The organism is Streptomyces sp. PsTaAH-124 (assembly GCF_000373685.1).
Lineage (GTDB): Bacteria > Actinomycetota > Actinomycetes > Streptomycetales > Streptomycetaceae > Streptomyces > Streptomyces andamanensis.
In genome coordinates, this window is sequence record NZ_KB892157.1 from 257,724 (window position 1) to 275,508 (window position 17,785).

At 69.8% G+C, this 17,785-nt stretch carries 13 protein-coding genes and 2 CRISPR repeat arrays (1 of these 15 running past the window's edge); all 13 genes read right to left on the minus strand.

Going from position 1 to position 17,785, the window contains the following annotated elements; all coding sequences use genetic code 11:
• Positions 1-74: 74 nt before the first annotated feature.
• The 13 genes from B086_RS0101015 to cas3 all read right to left on the minus strand — a co-directional run bounded on the left by B086_RS0101015 (position 75) and on the right by cas3 (position 16,791).
• Positions 75-470, minus strand: a complete 396-nt coding sequence (locus B086_RS0101015) for a Rid family hydrolase (RefSeq protein ID WP_018564558.1) — start codon at positions 468-470, stop codon at positions 75-77.
• 20 nt (positions 471-490) lie between these two features.
• Positions 491-2,158: a bifunctional aspartate transaminase/aspartate 4-decarboxylase gene (locus tag B086_RS0101020; RefSeq protein ID WP_018564559.1), complete on the minus strand. Its 1,668-nt coding sequence runs from the start codon at positions 2,156-2,158 to the stop codon at positions 491-493.
• Between the two features lie 53 nt (positions 2,159-2,211).
• Positions 2,212-3,894 carry an aspartate-alanine antiporter gene (aspT, locus tag B086_RS0101025; RefSeq protein WP_018564560.1) on the minus strand — a complete coding sequence of 561 codons (1,683 nt, stop codon included), beginning with the start codon at positions 3,892-3,894 and terminating at the stop codon, positions 2,212-2,214.
• A gap of 430 nt (positions 3,895-4,324) precedes the next feature.
• Positions 4,325-4,525: a DUF397 domain-containing protein gene (locus B086_RS0101030; protein ID WP_018564561.1), complete on the minus strand. Its 201-nt coding sequence runs from the start codon at positions 4,523-4,525 to the stop codon at positions 4,325-4,327.
• Positions 4,522-5,388 carry a helix-turn-helix domain-containing protein gene (locus tag B086_RS0101035; RefSeq protein WP_018564562.1) on the minus strand — a complete coding sequence of 289 codons (867 nt, stop codon included), beginning with the start codon at positions 5,386-5,388 and terminating at the stop codon, positions 4,522-4,524. Before B086_RS0101035 ends, B086_RS0101030 begins: the two co-directional genes overlap by 4 nt.
• A gap of 1,267 nt (positions 5,389-6,655) precedes the next feature.
• Positions 6,656-7,172: a CRISPR direct-repeat array (repeat unit 29 nt; unit sequence GGGACCATCCCCGCGGGTGCGGGGAGCAG).
• A 92-nt stretch (positions 7,173-7,264) separates the two neighbouring features.
• The gene (cas2e, locus tag B086_RS0101045) at positions 7,265-7,627 is read right to left on the minus strand and encodes a type I-E CRISPR-associated endoribonuclease Cas2e (RefSeq protein WP_018564564.1); all 363 of its coding nucleotides are present in this window, start codon (positions 7,625-7,627) and stop codon (positions 7,265-7,267) included.
• Positions 7,624-8,589: a type I-E CRISPR-associated endonuclease Cas1e gene (gene cas1e, locus B086_RS0101050; protein WP_018564565.1), complete on the minus strand. Its 966-nt coding sequence runs from the start codon at positions 8,587-8,589 to the stop codon at positions 7,624-7,626. Before cas1e ends, cas2e begins: the two co-directional genes overlap by 4 nt.
• Positions 8,586-9,374 carry a type I-E CRISPR-associated protein Cas6/Cse3/CasE gene (gene cas6e / locus B086_RS0101055; protein WP_018564566.1) on the minus strand — a complete coding sequence of 263 codons (789 nt, stop codon included), beginning with the start codon at positions 9,372-9,374 and terminating at the stop codon, positions 8,586-8,588. Before cas6e ends, cas1e begins: the two co-directional genes overlap by 4 nt.
• Positions 9,374-10,114, minus strand: coding sequence for a type I-E CRISPR-associated protein Cas5/CasD (cas5e, locus tag B086_RS0101060; protein WP_018564567.1), 741 nt, complete (start codon positions 10,112-10,114; stop codon positions 9,374-9,376). Before cas5e ends, cas6e begins: the two co-directional genes overlap by 1 nt.
• Positions 10,111-11,307 carry a type I-E CRISPR-associated protein Cas7/Cse4/CasC gene (gene cas7e / locus B086_RS0101065; RefSeq protein WP_018564568.1) on the minus strand — a complete coding sequence of 399 codons (1,197 nt, stop codon included), beginning with the start codon at positions 11,305-11,307 and terminating at the stop codon, positions 10,111-10,113. The genes cas5e and cas7e overlap by 4 nt, the downstream gene beginning before the upstream one ends.
• Positions 11,308-11,316: 9 nt before the next feature.
• The gene (gene casB / locus B086_RS0101070; RefSeq protein WP_026251986.1) at positions 11,317-11,991 is read right to left on the minus strand and encodes a type I-E CRISPR-associated protein Cse2/CasB; all 675 of its coding nucleotides are present in this window, start codon (positions 11,989-11,991) and stop codon (positions 11,317-11,319) included.
• Positions 11,988-13,739: a type I-E CRISPR-associated protein Cse1/CasA gene (gene casA / locus B086_RS0101075; protein WP_026251987.1), complete on the minus strand. Its 1,752-nt coding sequence runs from the start codon at positions 13,737-13,739 to the stop codon at positions 11,988-11,990. The genes casB and casA overlap by 4 nt, the downstream gene beginning before the upstream one ends.
• A gap of 235 nt (positions 13,740-13,974) precedes the next feature.
• Positions 13,975-16,791 carry a CRISPR-associated helicase Cas3' gene (gene cas3 / locus B086_RS0101085; RefSeq protein ID WP_234029229.1) on the minus strand — a complete coding sequence of 939 codons (2,817 nt, stop codon included), beginning with the start codon at positions 16,789-16,791 and terminating at the stop codon, positions 13,975-13,977.
• A gap of 337 nt (positions 16,792-17,128) precedes the next feature.
• A CRISPR array of direct repeats spans positions 17,129-17,785; the repeat unit is 29 nt; unit sequence CTGCTCCCCGCACGCGCGGGGATGGTCCC; it runs 43 nt beyond the window's last position.

The window sequence follows — 17,785 nt, forward strand, 5'->3', positions numbered from 1 at the left end:
ATAAAGGGGAGCTATGGGAGTCGGGTCCTCAACGGGCCCGCCGCGAGGGGCAGGAATGCGGCGCCAACGCCGCTTCACCGCACCGCGACGGCCTCGATCTCGATGAGCATGTCGGGGTCGGACAGGGCGCTGACCTCGGCCAGCAGGCTGGCCGGCCGGCACTGCTGAGCCGCGAGTTCGTCCATGAGCACGCCGTAACGCGCCTTGCAGGTGGCGAGGTCGGTGGTGACGACCCGGATCTGCACCACGTCGGCCATCGTCATCCCGGCCTCCGACACGGTCTCACCGAGCCGCCGCAGCGCGAGCCTCATCTGCCCGGCCATGTCCCCGCGGTGGGTGATGTTCCCGTCGTCGTCCCGCGCCTCGTGCCCGGAGACGAACAACATGCTGCGCGGCTCGTCGATCCGGACGGCCCGGTTGTACATCAGCTTTCCGCCCACCGTCCGCGGGCCGATCTCCTCGACACCCATGAGGTTCCTCCTTCTGTTTCTCAGCTCTGTCCCGGACCGTTGCCCCGCGCCTGCCATTCGGCGGCGTAGGCGTCGAAGATGTGCCGCAGATGGTGTCCAATCCGCAGGTAGTCGAGGTCGTCGAGGTTGGCCAGCGACACACGCACCGACCACTCGGGGCCGTCGAAGCCGCCGCCGTTGAGGAGGACCACCCCCGTCCGCTCGGCGAGGCGCAGCAGCGGGTCGATCGGCTCGTAGGTCGTGGTCAGGAACCGGGCGAAGCCGGGGCCGTGTTCGCGTTCCGCCTCGGCGAGCAGGTCGAGTTCGACGTAGTAGCTCGCGCGCCCGGGATCGTGGGAGATCTTCATGTGCGCGCCCTCCAGCAGCAGGGCGAGCCGCCGCCGGACGGTGTCCCGGATCCGGTGCTTGTACTCCTGCCCCTCCTCCAGCAGGCCGAAGAGGGAGAAGAGCACCATCATGACCTGCTGCGGGAGCGAGAGGCCGGCTGTGTGGTTGAGCGCCACCTGACGGGAGTCGGCGACCATGCGGTCGATGAAGCGCATCTTCGCCGGTTCCAGCGTCAGGGTGCCGTACCGCCGCTCCAGCCGGTCCTGTTCCGGCTGCGGCAGCTCCGCGATCATCTCGTCGATCACGTTGTCGTCGTGCAGGCCGATCACACCGAGCCGCCAGCCGGTGGCGCCGTAGTGCTTGGAGTACGAGTAGACCAGCAGCGTGTTGCGGGGCAGATCGGCGGCCAGCGAGCGGAAGCCCTCCACGAAGGTGCCGTAGACGTCGTCGGTGACGATCATCAGCCGCGGGTTCGCGGTCCGCACGATGTCCTTGATCTGCTCCCTGACGCGGTCACTCAGGGCCAGTGACGGCGGATTGGAGGGGTTGACCAGGCAGACCAGCCGGATGGACGGGTCGGCCAGCTTGGCGACCTCCTCGTCCGGGTAGCGCCACTCGCGCACCCCCGTCTCGGCGAACATGTCGGCCTTCACATAGGTGACGTCGAAGCCGTAGGTGTCGAGTTGCGGGATCTCGATGTACGGGGTGAAGACCGGCACCATGAGCGCGATCCGGTCCCCCTGGTGCAACAGGCCGTTCTTCATCAGGGAGTCGAAGATGTAGCACATGGCGGCCGTGCCGCCCTCGGTCGCGAACAGGCTCAGCCGGTCCCCCGTGGGCGCCTGCCCGCCGAGGAGTTCGTCGGCGAGGTAGCCGCGGACGATCTCCTCGGCGTGCGGGAGCATGCGGTCGGGCACCGGATAGTTGTCGGCGACGGCCGAGTCGGCCAGTTCATGGACGAAGGAGTCCTTGTCGAAGCCGAAGCGCTCCAGCGCGTACGACACACAGGTGGCGAGGAGTTCGATGCCGGGCATGCCCGGGTGCTGCCGGACGAACGCGTCGAAGCGGTCCCCGGCGCGCTGCCGCTCCGGCATCCCGCCGAGGTTGTCGGCGGTCCAGACCCGCTTGGACTCGGTGAGGGCGAAGTGGCCGAGGGCGTGGAAGGCCTCGCGCGGTCCGGTCGCCACCCAGTTGGGGTTGCCACGGCCCGCGTTGAGCATCTGCGCCTGCGACTTGCCCTTCTGGCCGGGCTCGTTGAGCTGGGCGTGCTCGGCCAGGCCGATGAAGACGTTCTTCAGCTCGAACGGGGAGAGCCGGGCGTACGCCTTGATCTGCTCGGGGGACAGGCTCACCTCGGTCAACGGTTCCTCCTGGGTGTGCGGGCTGGGGGTGCGGGCGGTGTCCGGCCGTCCGGTCAGGCTCCGAGGACACCGACCAGGAGCGGGCCGGTCAGCGGGAGCAAGAAGTTCGACAGGGTGTAGGTGATGGTGTAGCCGAGCATCGGCACGGAACTGCGGGCGACCTGGGTGATGGAGGTGATCGCCGGGGTGGAGCACTGCTGGCCCGCGATGGCGCCGATCAGCAGGGGCTTCTCGATGTGCAGCAGCTTGCGGCCGACCACGAGCGAGACGGACGCGGGCACGAGCACCATGGCGATCCCGGCGACCGGCAGCAGCGCGCCGTACTGCTTCAGCAGCGGCCACGCCTGCGGGCCCGCGGTCAGGCCGGTGCAGGCGATGAAGACGGCCAGGCCCATGTCCTTCAGCGTCGTCGCGGCCTGCGGCGGAAACGCGCCGAAGGTCTGCCGGCGCGAGCGGAACCAGCCGAACAGCAGCCCGGAGATGAGGCAGCCGCCGCCGGTGCCCAGGGACAACGGGACGTCACCGAGACGGACCACGACCTGGCCCAGCAGGGAGCCGGCCGCGATCCCGAGACCGAGGTAGACGAAGTCGGTGGTGTCGTTCTTGACGAGCGCGCCCAGCTTCGCGGTGATCCGGCTCAGCCCGGAGCGGGCGCCGACCAGCGTCAGTACGTCACCGCGGTGCACGACGGTGTCGGCGGAGGCGGGCAGCCGCAGATCACCGCGCACCACCTCGGTGACGTAGACGCCGTCGCGAGCGAACTCCGGATGGTCTTGGCGCAGCGCGCCCAGGGTGCGGCCGTCCGTGGCCTTCTCGGTGACGGCGACCTGGCTGGTGGCCAGGTGCGTGTCCAGGTCGGGCAGCCCGGCGGTCTCCGGGCCGATGACGCGGCTCGCCTCGATGACGTCGGCGCGGCGTCCGACCAGCAGCACCAGATCGGACAGGGTGAGTGCGAAGCCGGGCGCGGGCGCGGTGAGAAGCTTGCTGCCCCGCCGCACCGCCTCCACCGTGACCCGCCCGTCCAGCTCGCGCTCCAGGGATTCGACGGTACGGCCGTCCGCGTGCGTGACGAAGAAGGTCCGCCCGACCAGCGCGGGCAGAGCCTCCTGCTCGTCCCCCTCAAGCCCGCCACCGCCGCCCCGCATCCGCTCCCACAGGGCACGGGAGGCGTCGGCGAGATCGATCCGCATCAGCATCGGCATCAGCTGGCTGGTGTAGATCACGACGGTGATCAGGCCGAACAGATAGCAGACGGTGTACGCGGTGGCCACATGCCCCTGGTACTGGCTGACCTGGGCCGGGGTGAGCCCGCTCAGCTTGGCGATGGACTCGGTGGCCGTACCGACCACGGCGGACTCGGTGGCCGCCCCCGCCAGGATCCCGGACGCGGTGCCGACGTCCAGCCGGAACGACTTGGCCAGCCCGAAGGCGATCCCGAGCACACAGACCAGCTCGATCAGGCACAAACTGAAATACCGCAGGCTGCGCCGGTTGAGATGAGCGAAGAACTGCGGACCGGCCATGTATCCCAGCGCGAAGATGAAGATCGCGAAGAACACGGTCTTCACATCCTCCGCCACCGCGACCTTCGCCCAGGCCCCCAGCAGCAGCGACACGATCAGCGTGCCGCAGATACCCCCCAGAGTGATCGGCCCCACCCGCAGCTTGCCGAGCAGATAGCCCACGGCGAGACACAGGAACAGCGCGAGCTCCGGGTGATCGCGCAGGACGCCCATCCATCCACCAGCCACTCAGCACACCGAAGGGGTGAAACACGGCAGAACACACAAGAACCGAGCCAGACGCAACAATCAGCAACATATCCGCCGGTGCCCGCTTCCGCACCTGGGGTTACCCCGTCCTCCCGGCGGACGCGGGCCACCGCCGCGCGGGCGGTCCTGCGACTCTCCGCACGGGGCGAAGTCCGGGGCGGTGACGATCCACGGCGTGCCGACCACCGGTAGATTGGTCTCGATCCACGCTGCCCGTCGCCGATCGGACCGTGCGTGGTAGGTCCTCGCGCATGCGGGGTCGTCTCCGACGTCCGCAAAGCATGGCGCGAAAGGGTGCGTCCGCAATCAGAGGTCCAACTTGGTCGCTTGGCTCTGCCCGCCGACGGCCCGATACAGGGATGCCCCCGGTCCGGACCGGGGGCACACCTGCCGCCTACTGAGCGGCGAAGCCGACGAACGTCGTCCAAGCCTCCGCATCAACGGCGAGGCCACTGCGGGCTACGTCCTTGGAGTCGCGTACGTGGACGGCGTGAGGGCCGACGGCGACCTCGATGCATTCGCCGCCCGCCCCACTGCTGTAGCTGCTCTTGAACCACGTGAGACCAGGGCCGGACTGGTCAGGCTTCATCGTCATCTCTCTCCCAGCAGCTTCTCAACGAACGCGAGCGACTCCCGGGGAGTGAGTCCTTGAACGCGGAGAATCCCGTACTGCTCCTCGAACTCGCGCACCGAGCTGCGCTCCGTGTAGAGACGGCTCTCCTTGTGCGCCTCCACGTACGCGATCCTGCGCCCTTCTTTCGTCTCGATCAAGGTGAACGGCCCACCGAGTGAGGCATGTTCCTGGCGTCGAGTCGGCATCACCTGCAATTCGACGTTACGCTGCTGCGCTACCAATAGCACCTGCTCCAGTTGTCCGCGCAGGACACTGTCACCTCCCAATGGACGCCCTAGCGTCGCCTCTTCGATGACGAAGCTGATGGTGGGCATCGGCCTTCGCTCGAAGATGTTCTGCCGAGCCAGCCGAGCCGTCACGCGCTGGGCGATCGTCTCCTCGTCCAGCAGAGGGCGCCACATGCCGAACACCGCCCGCGCGTACTCCTCTGTCTGCAACAAGCCCGGCACCGCCTGATTGGCGTACACATGCAACTCGACCGCCCCCGCCTCCAACCGCGCCGCACCCCGGAAGAACGCCGGATACTGTGCCCGAGCCACCTCCTCCTTCATCTCCTGGAGAACGCCACCCGCGTCCAGCACCTCGTCCGCCTGGTCGATGAACCTCGGGGGCGGCACCCGGCGCCCCTGCTCGTACGCGGCGATGGTCGACACCGAGTACCCCGTCAGCGCGCCGAACTCGGGCCGTTCGAAACCCGCCCGCACCCGAAAGCGCTTCAACTGGCGCCCGAAGACCCGCAGGACACCGGGTCCGGCATCCGCTTCGGGCTCGTCACCGCTCTCGGCGTCGGACACCTCGTCCGCCAGTCCCGCCGGTTCACTCATCGTCGCACCACCTCCCTCGGCCAACGCGTCTCCGCGCCCACCGACACGCCCTGCCCGCCTACACCCGCACACACGTCACCTACAGCAACGCTTCGTGCGCGCGCCGCACATGGTCACGCTAGGACGGCACCGGCAGCGTGGGCCACATGAACACCTGAATCTCCACCCCCCGGGTGCACTCCACCGACACCCGGCCCCTCCACGAGTTCGCGATGGCGTTCACCTCCTCGCCCCGCGGCGCCCGCCTCGCCCGCAGGCTGTTCTCCCAGCGGCTCGCGGCTCGACTCGTGGGGGCATCCGTACGGCGGCCGGGTCAACGACACGCTCAAGCTGATCACGGCCGAACTGCCGGCCAACGCCGTACGTCACGGGCACGTCGCCGAACGGGACTTCCGCGTCCGGCTCACCGAGGCCACCGCCGCCCTGCGCGTCGAGATCACCGACACCCGGCCGGAACGTGTGCCTCCGCCCTCCGGGAGGAACCACCCGGCAACGCGGAGTCCGGCCGGGGCCTGCTGATCGTCGCGGAGCTGGCGACGCGGTGGGCCGCCGCCCCGCGCGAGGGTGCGCCCGGCAAAACGGTCTGAGCGGAACTCCGGCTGCCACGACCCGGCGTGGGCTGCCTCAGCGGTTCGCCACCTGCGGCGGGAGAATCCACCGTATTGCGCTTTCCCGTTGAGATGACGCCGCGTTGCGGCTGCGCAGCACGGCGGTGAGGTCGGCGCATCGCATACGCCATGTCACGCAGCCCCAGATCCGGACGTGCCGTCCAGCACCCCCGCGCCGCCTCCACCGCCCCGGGCAGGACGTCGGCATCAGCCCCCGCCCGCTGATCCCGTGGTCCGCAGAGAGCAAGGACGATTCACCTACTCCTCACGCCCGCTCTATCCGGGGGACTTCAGTCCGTAAAAGCGTTAGCCCTTCACCCTCGGAACACAACTCACGCCAACAACGCCTAGCCGTAACGCCACTGCTGCGGCAAGTCGACCTTTTCGGCAGCATCTACAGTGAGCTCGTCGTCGAGAATGCCGAGGCCGTCCCACTGGGCCTGTCCGAGCTCCCCGGGTACGTGGGGCGCGTGTACGACTACATGGCGTGACACGCAGTCACGGGGATCTCACCGAGTGGACCGACCCGGCCGACCTGCTCCCGCGCCGACGCGCATCGCCGAATGCATGGACCGATACCGAGCAGGAACCAGGACCGCACCACATCGTCGCCACGCCCACAGACACCACGTTGAGGGCCCTATATGACGATCACCTGGCGGACCATCCCCGCAGGTGCGGGGAGCAGCTAGTGTGCGAACTCGTGGAGAACGCGACCCGGGGACCATCCCCGCGGGTGCGGGGAGCAGGATACGTCGACTCCTTGAAGGTGGCGGAGCGCGGGACCATCCCCGCGGGTGCGGGGAGCAGCTTTCCTGGCAAATGCGGCCTCCCGGCCCGGAGGGACCATCCCCGCGGGTGCGGGGAGCAGGAGACGACCGTGCCGTCTCGGATCGTGATGTCGGGACCATCCCCGCGGGTGCGGGGAGCAGACCCCGGGGACCGTGGTGAAGAAGATGCAGGTAGGACCATCCCCGCGGGTGCGGGGAGCAGACAGGCTCTGAAGCGGCTGGTGGACTTCTACGGGGACCATCCCCGCGGGTGCGGGGAGCAGGGATCCCTTTCGGATTCGGATTTCGGAGTCTGGGGACCATCCCCGCGGGTGCGGGGAGCAGGGTTACGACCGGGGAGTGCAGCATGCGGACCAGGGACCATCCCCGCGGGTGCGGGGAGCAGGCTGAATGACCTGCGGTTCTACTGGGACCGGGAGCCGTTTCGGAGTACTTTCCCCGACTCCGGCATACAGGATAAAAGCCTTGCGATGCGCATCACCCTCTCCCGAAGCGTCGTCGTTTGCCGGCCCGGCTCCAGTTGGAAGGTGGTCCGTTTCGGAGATCCGTACCGGCGGGGGGTGCGTTCGGGTCGGGGCGGCGGATCAGGGTGACGCCCTCGTGGTCGGCCGGATGCCAGGTGTGGTCGTGGGTGCGGAAGGTGAAGCCCTGCTCGTTGTTCGTGGTGTGGGCCAGCAGAGCGCGGCCCTGCCCCGCGTACTGCTGGATTTCGCCCCAGAGCACATCGCGGATGCGGGCTGAGGGATTGCCTACGAACACGCCGGCGGAGATCTCCAGCATCCAGCGCGTGAGGAAGCCGCGTAGTCCGGCCGGGCAGTTGGTGAGGACGATGACGGTCACCAGAGCTCGTCCCCGTAGTCGGGCCCGTCGTAATTGACGCCGGAGGCGACCTGGTGGTTGTGATCGCTCTGGAGTGTGACGACGTCCCGGTCGTCGCCGGAGTCCGAGGAAGTGGCCGTCTCTGGCAGCAGGAGGCGTTTGATGTCGTCGACGCACCGGTGCAGCAAGGATGTCTCGGTGATCCGGTCCCGCAGTGCACGCCGGGTGCGGGAGCCGATGTCCTCCTCGCTCTGTGCGGCCACGTCGAAGGCGAGCGGGATGCCGATTTCCGTCTTGTAGAGGTCGGCGATGTCCAGGACGAAGGAGAGTTCGTGGCCGGAGTGGATGAAACCGAGGGCCGGACTACATCCCAGGGAGGTGACGACGGCATGGGCGATGCCGTACATGCACTGGGCTGCGGCGGTGACGGCTTGGTTGACGGCGTCGCCGCTGGTGAAGTCGCCGGGGATGTAGCGGCGGCCCCGCCAGGGGACGCCGGTGCGGGCGGCCTGGGCTCGGTAGCAGTCCTTGAGTCGCCGTCCCTCTCGGCCGAGCAGTTCGTTCCTGGTGAGGCCGGCCGGGTCCTCGTCCGGGAAACGCAGCCGGTACATCTCTCGCGCCACGGCGAGGCGGTTGCGTGGGTTGGCCCACTGCCGGGCCTGGGCCTCCATGAGGTGGGAGGAACGGCTGAGGGGCCGGCCGGAGGCGTAGTAGCGGACGCCGTGTTCGCCGACCCAGCAGACTGCCGCTCCGGTCTCGCCGAGCACGCTCATGGCCTGATGGGTGACGCGTGTTCCGGGGCTCAGGAGGAGGGTGCCGATGGTCGCCGAGGGAATGTGGGTGGTGCCTTCGGCATCCTGGGCGGTGATGGCGTTGGCGTCGCGGTGGACGGTGCAGCGTTCCAGGTAGACGAAGGAGAGCCGTTCGTCGGTGCGGGTGAGCTGACGCGGGGTCAGTGCCGGCCGCTGGGAGGGGGTGCTCATGGCGTGTTCAGGGTGGGATGGGTGAGGGGGGCGAGGGTGAGCAGGCCGCAGCCGTAGGCGCGGGCGCGGCCGACGCCCTGGGTGAGGGTGCGGCGCAGGGCGTCAGGGTCGGTGATCTCCATGCGTCCTTCGAAGGTGACGGTGACGACGGTGACCGGCTTGTCCCGGCGGCCGCCGGCGCTGCGGTTCTTGTCGAAGGCGAGCGACTTCGTGTCTCGTACGGCCAGTTCGAAGCGATCGCCCGGACAGGGGCGCCCCCCGTGGGTGGTGCCCTCGGGCAGTAGCCGGCGGTCGGCAGGCTTCGCGCAGACACGGAAGCCGAGGCGTTCTTGGCGTTTCTCGTCGAGCAGCCATCCCATTTGGTGGATGGGTGTGAGGTGGGCGGTGACCTTGCGGGGTTCGCCTTCTTTGCGGCGGATGGTGTGTACGGGGTTCGCGGTCAGGCGGAATGCCCAGCGGTCACCGGCGGTCAGCCGCTCAAGGAGCGGGGCGTAGGACCGGGTCTGCCAGCCGGGGTTGTCGGGGCCGGCAACGGCGGGCCATCCGGCCTGCTCGACCAGGTGGGTCAGGTCGGGGCGGTCGGGGCTGACGATGTACAGCAGCACCTCGGCGCGGGCTTGCTGGTCCAGGCGCCACAGCACGCGTGGTGCGCCGGGCTGCGGGGTGTCGGAGGGCAGGATGTGCGGGAAGGACGACATGACGGCCGCGTGCATGGCCTGAGGTGAGGACAGCAGGCGGCGGGCGCCGGGCCGCGCGGTGTTGACGCGGAAGCGGGTGATGAACATCAGGCGCTGTCATCCTCCAGCACATCGAGGGCGGCGAACGGATCGTGCGTCTCCTGCGGGCCACCGCCGGCCGGAACGGGGGTGGGCACGGGGGCAGTGGCGACAGTGCGCAGTGTGTGCCGCCGGTGCGCGGCGTCGAAGCTGACCGGCTGGTCGCGCAGGACGTCTGCCGCTGTGACGGGCTCGCCGGGGGCTGCCTCGCGCAGCACCGTCAGGTTCTGCGGGATGGGGCGGCTTCTGCGATACCAGGCGGATGCCTGCCAGGGCAGGTACGTCAGTACCTCCTCCAGGCGGGTGTCCTCGTGCAGTCCGAGGCCGACCGGTTCGGTGGGCGGGCAGGAACGCCGTCCGAGGTAGGGCGGGTACGCAGGGGTGCGCAGGGCATCGTGCAGGCTGGTGAGCAGGGTGTGGTCGCCTTCGAGTGCGGCGACGAAGACGGCGTCGGCGAGGTAGAAGCGTTCGGACAGGGGCATGGACGCGCCGCTGACGCCGTGGTGGGCGGTGTGGAAGTCCCGGATGCGGGTGCCGGGCTGGTCGACGCGGACACCGAAGCGGAGCGCCGCCAGGGGGGCCAGGCGTGTGTCGTCGCCGCGTTCGACACCGGCCACCGCGGCGAGCAGGCCGACGACGCCGCTCTTGGTCGGGGCCGATTCGGTGGTGCGGCGGGTGAAACGGGAGGAGGCGCCCCAGGACTGAAGGGGACCTGCCAGGCGGAGAGCGAGGACGCCCGTGCGGCTCATGCGGGCCTCTCCAGGCGTTCGGCGACGGCCTGGCCGACGGCTGCGGCGAGTTCGCGCTGTGTGCCGGTCTCGGTGCCGAGCTCGGCTAGCTCGTGCGTGGCGGGGCCGACGCGCAGCACCCAGGTGAGGGTGGTCTCGGGGTCGCCGTAGGCACGCTCGACATCGGTGGCGTAGGCGGCGAGCCGGTCGGCTGCCTTGCGCAGGTGGCCGCCGCCCTCGCTGCGGACCGGGTCCTCGAAGGCGGCGACGTAGCTGATCGGCCGCGTGGTGCGAAGCCTGACGACGACGGCGTCCGGCTGGGTGTGGTGCCCGAAGGTGTTGATCTTCCCGGTGGGCAGGGAGGAGACGAAGGCATGGACGAACGCCTCGACGGCGCGGCGTACCGGCTCGGTGCGCGGTTCGTCCTCGCGCAGGCCCTGGCCGAGGTTGGCGGCGAGCTGGTGCACACCGAGGGCGGCGTAGCGGTAGAGGGTCGCGGAGTTGAAGTCGACGGTGCCGATCATTCCGGCGCCGGTTTCCTCGTCCTTGTTCTCGTCGTCGACGGCGGTGTAGTAGTCGGACTCGTTATCCACCCGGTGGACGCTGAGGGCGTGCGCGACCTGCACGGCGGCGTCGACGTTGATGTCGGCGGTGTCGGCGACCATGCGGCCGAACAGGGCGATGTCCACGGAGTGGCGGGTGTCCGCGAGTTCCTTGGCGCGCGCCTTGTTCTCCTTGCTCTTCAGAAAGGCCGTGATGTCGGCGGCACCTTCGAGGGCGTGGCGGGCCAGGCCGTCGAGTTGCCGTGAACTGAGGAAGACCAGGTATTTGCTTTCGGGAGCGGGGAGGGGCCCTGCGTCCTTCTTCGCCTGATCGGCCTTCCGCTTGGGGACTTCGGTCTTGATGCCCGCGGCCTTGATGAGCTCGTCGGCGAGAGTGAGGGCCGTCTCGCGCCCGACGGACGAGTCGAGGCCGGTGATCCGGTCGGCCAGGAGTTCCACGACCTTCTTGGTCCGCACGCCCAGCTCGGCGGGGTCGAGGAGGTGCTCGTCCTTGAAATAGGTGCGGATGGCCCGCTTCCACGCCTGGCTGGAGACGCGCGCGCGGGGGACGCCGCCGTAGACGGCCGTTTTGGGCACGCCCGTGTCGTCCCGGTTGAGGTTGCTGGGCGGGACGGTCTGCAAGGCGTGCACGTCCAGGAAGATGCGGTTCACAAGGCGTCCTTATTCGCTGTCCGGGGTGGTGTTCTCGTCCGGGGCCGGGCGGGGTTGTCGCTGCTCGTGGAAGGAGCGGCCCCACGCGCGGCGGACTGTGCCGGGACCGTCGGGCCACTGCCAGAGGTAGAGCTGGCCGGCGAGGAGGGCGTAGTCGAGCGGGATGTCGTCGCGGCGCAGCAGAGCGACGATGTCGCGCAGCCGCTGGGCGAGCGCGACGAGGTCGGGGGCGGTGCCCGCGCGGACCAGACGCTTGCGGATGGGCTCGTCGGTGCCGTCGGCCGGCATCATGCGCCGGACCGCCGCGCCGAGGCCACCGGGCCGTTCACGGGTGTGCCGGCGGTGCATGGGCGTGCCGCGGGACTGCTGGTGGAATGCCCACAGGGTGCAGGCGGCGTGCAGCGCATTCTCGGCGCGCACCAGCTCCGGCTCGCTCAAGGGCCGGGTGTTGTCGGGCCGGGTGTGCAGCGGGTCGGTGTCGATCAGGCTCCACAGGTCGGGCGTCTGGCCCGCCTCACAGCCTGCGCCGCGGCGCAGGCGGGCAAGGGCCGCCACGGCCTGCGGCCTGTCCTGGAGGTATCCCTGCTGCCAGGGTCCGATGTGCGTGGCGGCAAGGTCTGCGACCCGTCGGTGAACCGGGACCGCGACGGTTGCGGCTGGGGACAGGGGTGTTGCTGGGGTCATGCGTGCACCTCCGGGTCGGTCGCGGCGTGGTCGGCTTCCGGCAGACGGGCGGGCCCCGGCCGGGGCGGACCGTCGCCATCCGGGACGGCGTCGCGTTCGCCGGGGCCCGCAGAGCCGGGCGAGCCGGGGTCCCCGAGCGCTCTGGCCAGGCGTTGCCGGAACCGCACGTCGGCCAGGCCCGCGTTCAGCCAGTGGGTGCCGCCCTTGTCGCCGGTGTGGATCCGGCCCTGCCAGGCCGCGTCGCCCGCGGCGGCGATGAGACGGTCCCCGAGACGGCCCACCGTCTGCCGTACCAGACGCTGCCAGGTGTGGCGGTGCTCGAACGGGTCGCCGACTTCCGCAAGGTCGGACAGCCAGCCGCGGTAGGGATGGTCCAGCGCGTCGAACCCCTCGGCACGGGCTACGGCCTTCGGACCTTCCGGCTCGGCCCCGGTCGCCCGGGCCAGGTCGGCCGCGAGGTCCCCCAGGGCCCGCACCGCCCGGTCGGCGTCCTCGGCGGCGGAGATGGCCTGCCGGGCGTAGGTGGGGTCCTGCCCGTGGAGCAGGACGACCGGCATGACCAAGCGGTCGTCGACGGCCTCGTCGATCACGGACTGCTGGGTCCCGTAGCTGACCCCGGCCACCCGGGCACGGATCAGGAAACGGCGGGGCAGGTGCCCTTCGGTCACCAGCCGGGCGACCCAGTCAAGGATCCGCGGGCGCAGACGCGACGGCCCGTCGGCGCCGCCGGACTCCTCCAGCCGGTCGGCCAGAAGCGCGGCGATCCCCCGCCAGGCCGAGCGGGCCGGGTCGTGCTCCAGGGGCAGGTACACGGGTGACTGCCCCAGCTTCTTCTCCTGAACAGGGCTGCGCCGCCATGCGGTCATCGGCTCACGGCGGTGCATGTTCCGCCAGGCGAGCGGGTCGCCGTAGCCGAGGACGACACCGTGGACACCGTCCGCGTCATGATGCAGCCGCACCCGGCGCGACTGCCAGGTGTACAGGTCGCGCGGGCCGCTCGCAGCACGGCCGTCGGATCCCGGCCCGACCGGCTCACGGCGCCAGGCCGGCCGGTCATCGGCAGAGAGGTCAAGGGCTTCGGTGTCCGCCGCCACCAGGTTGAGCAGCAGCGTCTGGCGCAGCGTCGCGCCCTCCACGAAGACGCCGCCGAGCCCGCCCGCCCAGCCGGTGCCGAGCGGATACACCTTGCCGCCCTTGACCCGGTCGTCGCCCACCATGCCGGTCTTGATGCCGGAGGTGTCGTAGGCGTGGACGTGCACGACCCATCGAGCGGCCTCGGCGAAGGACAGCCGTTCCACGTCCGGCATCCGCGACGTGAAGAACGGCTCCCCGGCGGGCGCGTCGGCCACGATCCGGTTCAGGGAGAACACCTCGTCCTTCGCGGTACGCAGCCCGGCGGCCTGCAGAAACGGCGTGCGTGGATGCAGAAGGTCGAACCGCTCGCGGTGATCGGCCAAGTACGCCTGGACGGAGGCGAAGCAGTCGGGGTCCTCCCACAGCTCCGCCCACTCCTCGGCGCTGCCCGGCCCGTCCAGGGCATCGTGCGCGATGGCCAACAGGAGGCGGATCAGGGCAAATTCCTGCGTGGCGAGGTCGCCTACGATGCGCTGGAGGTCGGCGGCGTGGGCGAAGACCTGAGACAGCGATAACTCGTGTGGAGAACCGTCGCTGTGCAGCACCGGGATCCACGGCTGACGGATCAGGTCGAAGGACAGCGCGCCATCGCTGCTGGAACTGTTCTTAGGCAATGCTCACCTCAAGACAGTGGCTGGGACTGTAGCGGGGACAGAAGCCTGTCAGACCGGTCTGACAATGCCCGCCGCGGAGGCGAGCAGCTGGACGATGCCGGCCGTCCACGCATACCCCTGCAACAGGCGGCCGTTGAGCGCACGGGACATCCGCCCGCCGTCCACCACCGGTGTTCCGTGGGCATGAAGGTGCTTCACTGCTCCCCGCCCGCGTCGGGATGGCTCACCCATGAATTCACCTCGGCGGCTCTTCAGCACGGGTCACCTCCAGACCGTCGCTTGGGCTGTACCGGAGCGAGAATCCTGCCAGCCGGGTCTGACAATTCTCGTCGAGGGCGAGAATGAGCTGGTCGGAAAGCCAAGGGCTGTCATTGCCCTGCCACTTGGGCATGTACAACTGTTCCAGCTCCTGGATGGCTCGGTCCATGGTCTCGCCGGAGAACTGCATGGGGAGCCGCAGGGCGCAGCTCGCGGCCGTACGGGCCGCGAACCGCGTCGGCGTGGCGTCCTGCGGCAGTGCGAGACCGGCTCGTTGCCGCTTCTTGCTGTCCGGCTTGAGCCAGGGCAGGGTGACGAGATGCCCATCGCCACGGCGCTGGACGACGACGACTTCCAGGCTGTCCCGGCTGTCGCGGACCTGGGCACGCCCGGCAGGGGTGTCGTCCGTGTCCCCGACTCCGGCGGCGACCCAGCCGAACAGCGGACGTCCCGGCTTGCCGACGCTCCCGAGCCGGAACACGGCGGCGCGCTCGGTCTGATCGTCGCGGTGCCGCTCGAACTGTTCGCGTGCCCTCTTCATCGCCTCCTGCCAATGGTCCGGCCCGACCGGTGCCTCCCCGTACGCGCTCTGCACGAGCGGGCTGATGTCGGTCGGAAGCCGCACCGGCCGCCCGGACCCGCCGTCGAGGTGGGGAAGGAGCACTGCGGCCGATCGCAGCAGGGTGTACTGCCCGTATACGGCGACCGAGCCTCGCACCGGGGCGGGCACATCGGCCGTCCAGTCGGCTCCCGTGACCAGGCAGCGCGCCGTGCGCAGCCGCCCGGGCCGCTCCTTCTGCCCCGGGCCGCGCTGATGGCGATGCAGACGTCCCATGCGCTGCAACAGCAGGTCGACGGGGCACAGGTCGCTGACCAGCAGGTCGAAGTCGACGTCCAAGGACTGTTCGGCGACCTGGCTGGCCACCACGATATGCCGGCCCGTGGGCCTGTCATCCGTCTTCTCCGGTGGCCCGAACAGGCGCAGCAGCGTGCTGTCCTTGTCCGCCCGGTCGAGGTCGACGAAGCCCGAATGGGCCACGGTCACGTTCTCGGCCCCGAACCTGTCGCGTAGCGCGCGAGCCGTCTCCAGCACCCGCCTGACCGTGTTCCGGATCACCAGGGCGCACCCGCCGTCGGCCAACTCCTGCTCCAGCCGGTCGCCGAGGGAATCCGGGCCGTCGTCGAGGCGTTCCAGGCAGACCGCCGTCGACCGGGCTGACGCCTGCGGGCGGCGGCACAGTGCGGTGCCGCCCGGAGCCACTGCGGTCAGCAGCGGGTACACATCCGATGCGGCCGTCTCCGGCTCGGCATCGGCCCGGCCGGAGTACGCCTGGACGAGTTCCCGCCTGCGGGAAGCCGGCAGGGTCGCTGACAGCACCACCACCGGGACCCGGTAGGACCCCAACCAGGACAGGACCCGGTCCAGGTACACACTCATGTACGTGTCGTAGGCGTGGGCCTCGTCGATGACGATGACCTTCCCCGCCACGGCGAGGTGCCGCAGTGCCAGGTGTCTGCTCTTCAATCCGGCGAACAGCAACTGGTCGATGGTGCCCGCGACGAACGAGGCCAGCATGGCCTTCTTGTGGCCACGCAGCCAGGCGTGCGCCACGAGTTCGGCAGCCGCGCGGTGCTGCGTGTGGTGCCGCTGCCGAGGCGCGGACGCCGCGGACGCCGCTTCGTCCACCCCGACCGCCGCGACCCGCCCGGCACGGGCCATCAGGCCGGCGAAGTCCTCGTTGAGAGCGGCCTTGGAATGCGCCAGATGTACCGAACGGCGAAAGCCGGCCACCCCCGGCAACCGCTCCAGCCAATCCAGAAGGCGCGGGAACATGGCGTTACCGGTCGCCATGGTGGGCAGAGCGAAGAACACGCCTCCCGCCCCCGAACGTGCCGCGAAGATCTCAGCCACGGCAAGCGCCGCTTCCGTCTTCCCCTCCCCCATCGGTGCCTCGACGATCAACAGACCGGGCGTCTCCATTGCCCGGGCGAGTTCCACGGCCGTCTCCTGGACCGGGCGTATCCGCGCTCCCGCCGGCAGTTCGAACCGGGAAGCGAACAACTCCTGCGCACTTCGGCATGATTCCGCGGCCCGCCAGACCCCCGGCAGGTCCAGTCCCTGCCAGGCCGCGGTGAGACGCTCCTGGTCATCGCGGGACGCGCCATCAGGGAAGTACGGGAAAAGATCCGGGTTGCTGGCGATCCAGTCGGAGACGATGACCAGCGCGGTGAGCAGCACCTGCACCGGCTGCGGCAGCTTCACCGCCCGCCATGCCGCGAGCCGTTGTGCCACTCCGAAACGCTCGGCACAGGCGTCGAGCAGCTCTGTCTGCACCTGCCGCCAAACCCGGCCGCTCGCACCGGGAGTACGCAGCAGCTCTTCATGCTCGTACAAGGCTGTGATCTGGGCGTGTTCGGGCGGCACACCGTGGTGCCCGCCCACAGCAACCGTGAACTGCCCGGTCCGGGCGGGCACCCACCCGTGCCGTTCCTCCAGCCACTCCCCCAGCAGCACCTGTCCAGCCAGTCCGTGCGGCGCGATCCGACGGTCCGGCCCCATCGCCCTCGCCGAGCACATCTCCAGCCCATGCTGACGCATCGTCTCGGCAAGCTGGTCCACCTGGCAGGCGAACGCCGGCGTGGCCTTACCGATGTCATGCACACCGGCAAGCCACACAGCGAGGGCACGTGCGTCCGCATCACCCTGCGGCAACGCCCCGGCCACCAGCCTGCGCACCCCTACCGGCAGCCACCGGTCCCACAACAGGCCCGCCACCGCAGCGGCATCCTCCATGTGCCGCCACAACGGCAACCACCCATCGGTATCGCGGTCATACTTGGCCCACACCGACCGGGCGGACCCCCCGATCCGACCCAACAGGCCGGCACAAGCGCTCCCCTCACCACTCATGAGCGATTGATACAGGCACCGACCACCACCTCACACGAAAACAAGCCAATAGAAGCAACTACAGACAAACGGCCACCCCCGTCACATACGATCGTCGGCTTCCCCCTGATCCACCGAGAACCGTCTACGAGACCACTTACCACAAATGCCCCATTGGCCGGAATCTGCGAAAGTTACTGAGATCGTGTCCCTGCGGCAATAGACTCGCAGGTCAGCAAGACTGCTCCCCGCACGCGCGGGGATGGTCCCGAGTCGACCCTGTTCGAGGTCATCCGTCACGACTGCTCCCCGCACGCGCGGGGATGGTCCCCGACAGAGGTGGCGGTGACGGTTGATCCAGGTCTGCTCCCCGCACGCGCGGGGATGGTCCCTACCACCGTGTCCGCGGTCCTGGCCGCCGCCCCTGCTCCCCGCACGCGCGGGGATGGTCCCTCGGCATCCTCGCGTTTGTGTGCCTCGCTCCTCTGCTCCCCGCACGCGCGGGGATGGTCCCCAGAACGTGGACCCGTGGAACACCTTGTTCGGCTGCTCCCCGCACGCGCGGGGATGGTCCCTCGAAGAGGCCGCGGACGTCGTGGGCGAGGTACTGCTCCCCGCACGCGCGGGGATGGTCCCTGGGACGTTCCCCGTGTGGCACAGGGGGAACGCTGCTCCCCGCACGCGCGGGGATGGTCCCGGCACCGCCGACTCGGCGGACCGTTTGCGGCTCTGCTCCCCGCACGCGCGGGGATGGTCCCCGACCCGCTGTTCCCCGGCCTGGTTCTTGAGTCTGCTCCCCGCACGCGCGGGGATGGTCCCCACTTGTTGTCCAGGTAGAGGTCGTAGCCGTTCTGCTCCCCGCACGCGCGGGGATGGTCCCGCCCGGGGGCGTGAAGGT

Bases quoted from the DNA above. Each gene is read 5' to 3' on its own strand.
- B086_RS0101015 (WP_018564558.1), bottom strand. From the start codon at position 470: ATGGGTGTCGAGGAGATCGGCCCGCGGACGGTGGGCGGAAAGCTGATG.
- cas5e (WP_018564567.1), bottom strand. From the start codon at position 10,114: ATGAGCCGCACGGGCGTCCTCGCTCTCCGCCTGGCAGGTCCCCTTCAG.
- cas3 (WP_234029229.1), bottom strand. From the start codon at position 16,791: ATGGAGGATGCCGCTGCGGTGGCGGGCCTGTTGTGGGACCGGTGGCTG.
- B086_RS0101035 (WP_018564562.1), bottom strand. From the start codon at position 5,388: ATGAGTGAACCGGCGGGACTGGCGGACGAGGTGTCCGACGCCGAGAGC.
- cas6e (WP_018564566.1), bottom strand. From the start codon at position 9,374: ATGTTCATCACCCGCTTCCGCGTCAACACCGCGCGGCCCGGCGCCCGC.
- B086_RS0101030 (WP_018564561.1), bottom strand. From the start codon at position 4,525: ATGACGATGAAGCCTGACCAGTCCGGCCCTGGTCTCACGTGGTTCAAG.
- cas1e (WP_018564565.1), bottom strand. From the start codon at position 8,589: ATGAGCACCCCCTCCCAGCGGCCGGCACTGACCCCGCGTCAGCTCACC.
- aspT (WP_018564560.1), bottom strand. From the start codon at position 3,894: ATGGGCGTCCTGCGCGATCACCCGGAGCTCGCGCTGTTCCTGTGTCTC.
- casB (WP_026251986.1), bottom strand. From the start codon at position 11,991: ATGACCCCAGCAACACCCCTGTCCCCAGCCGCAACCGTCGCGGTCCCG.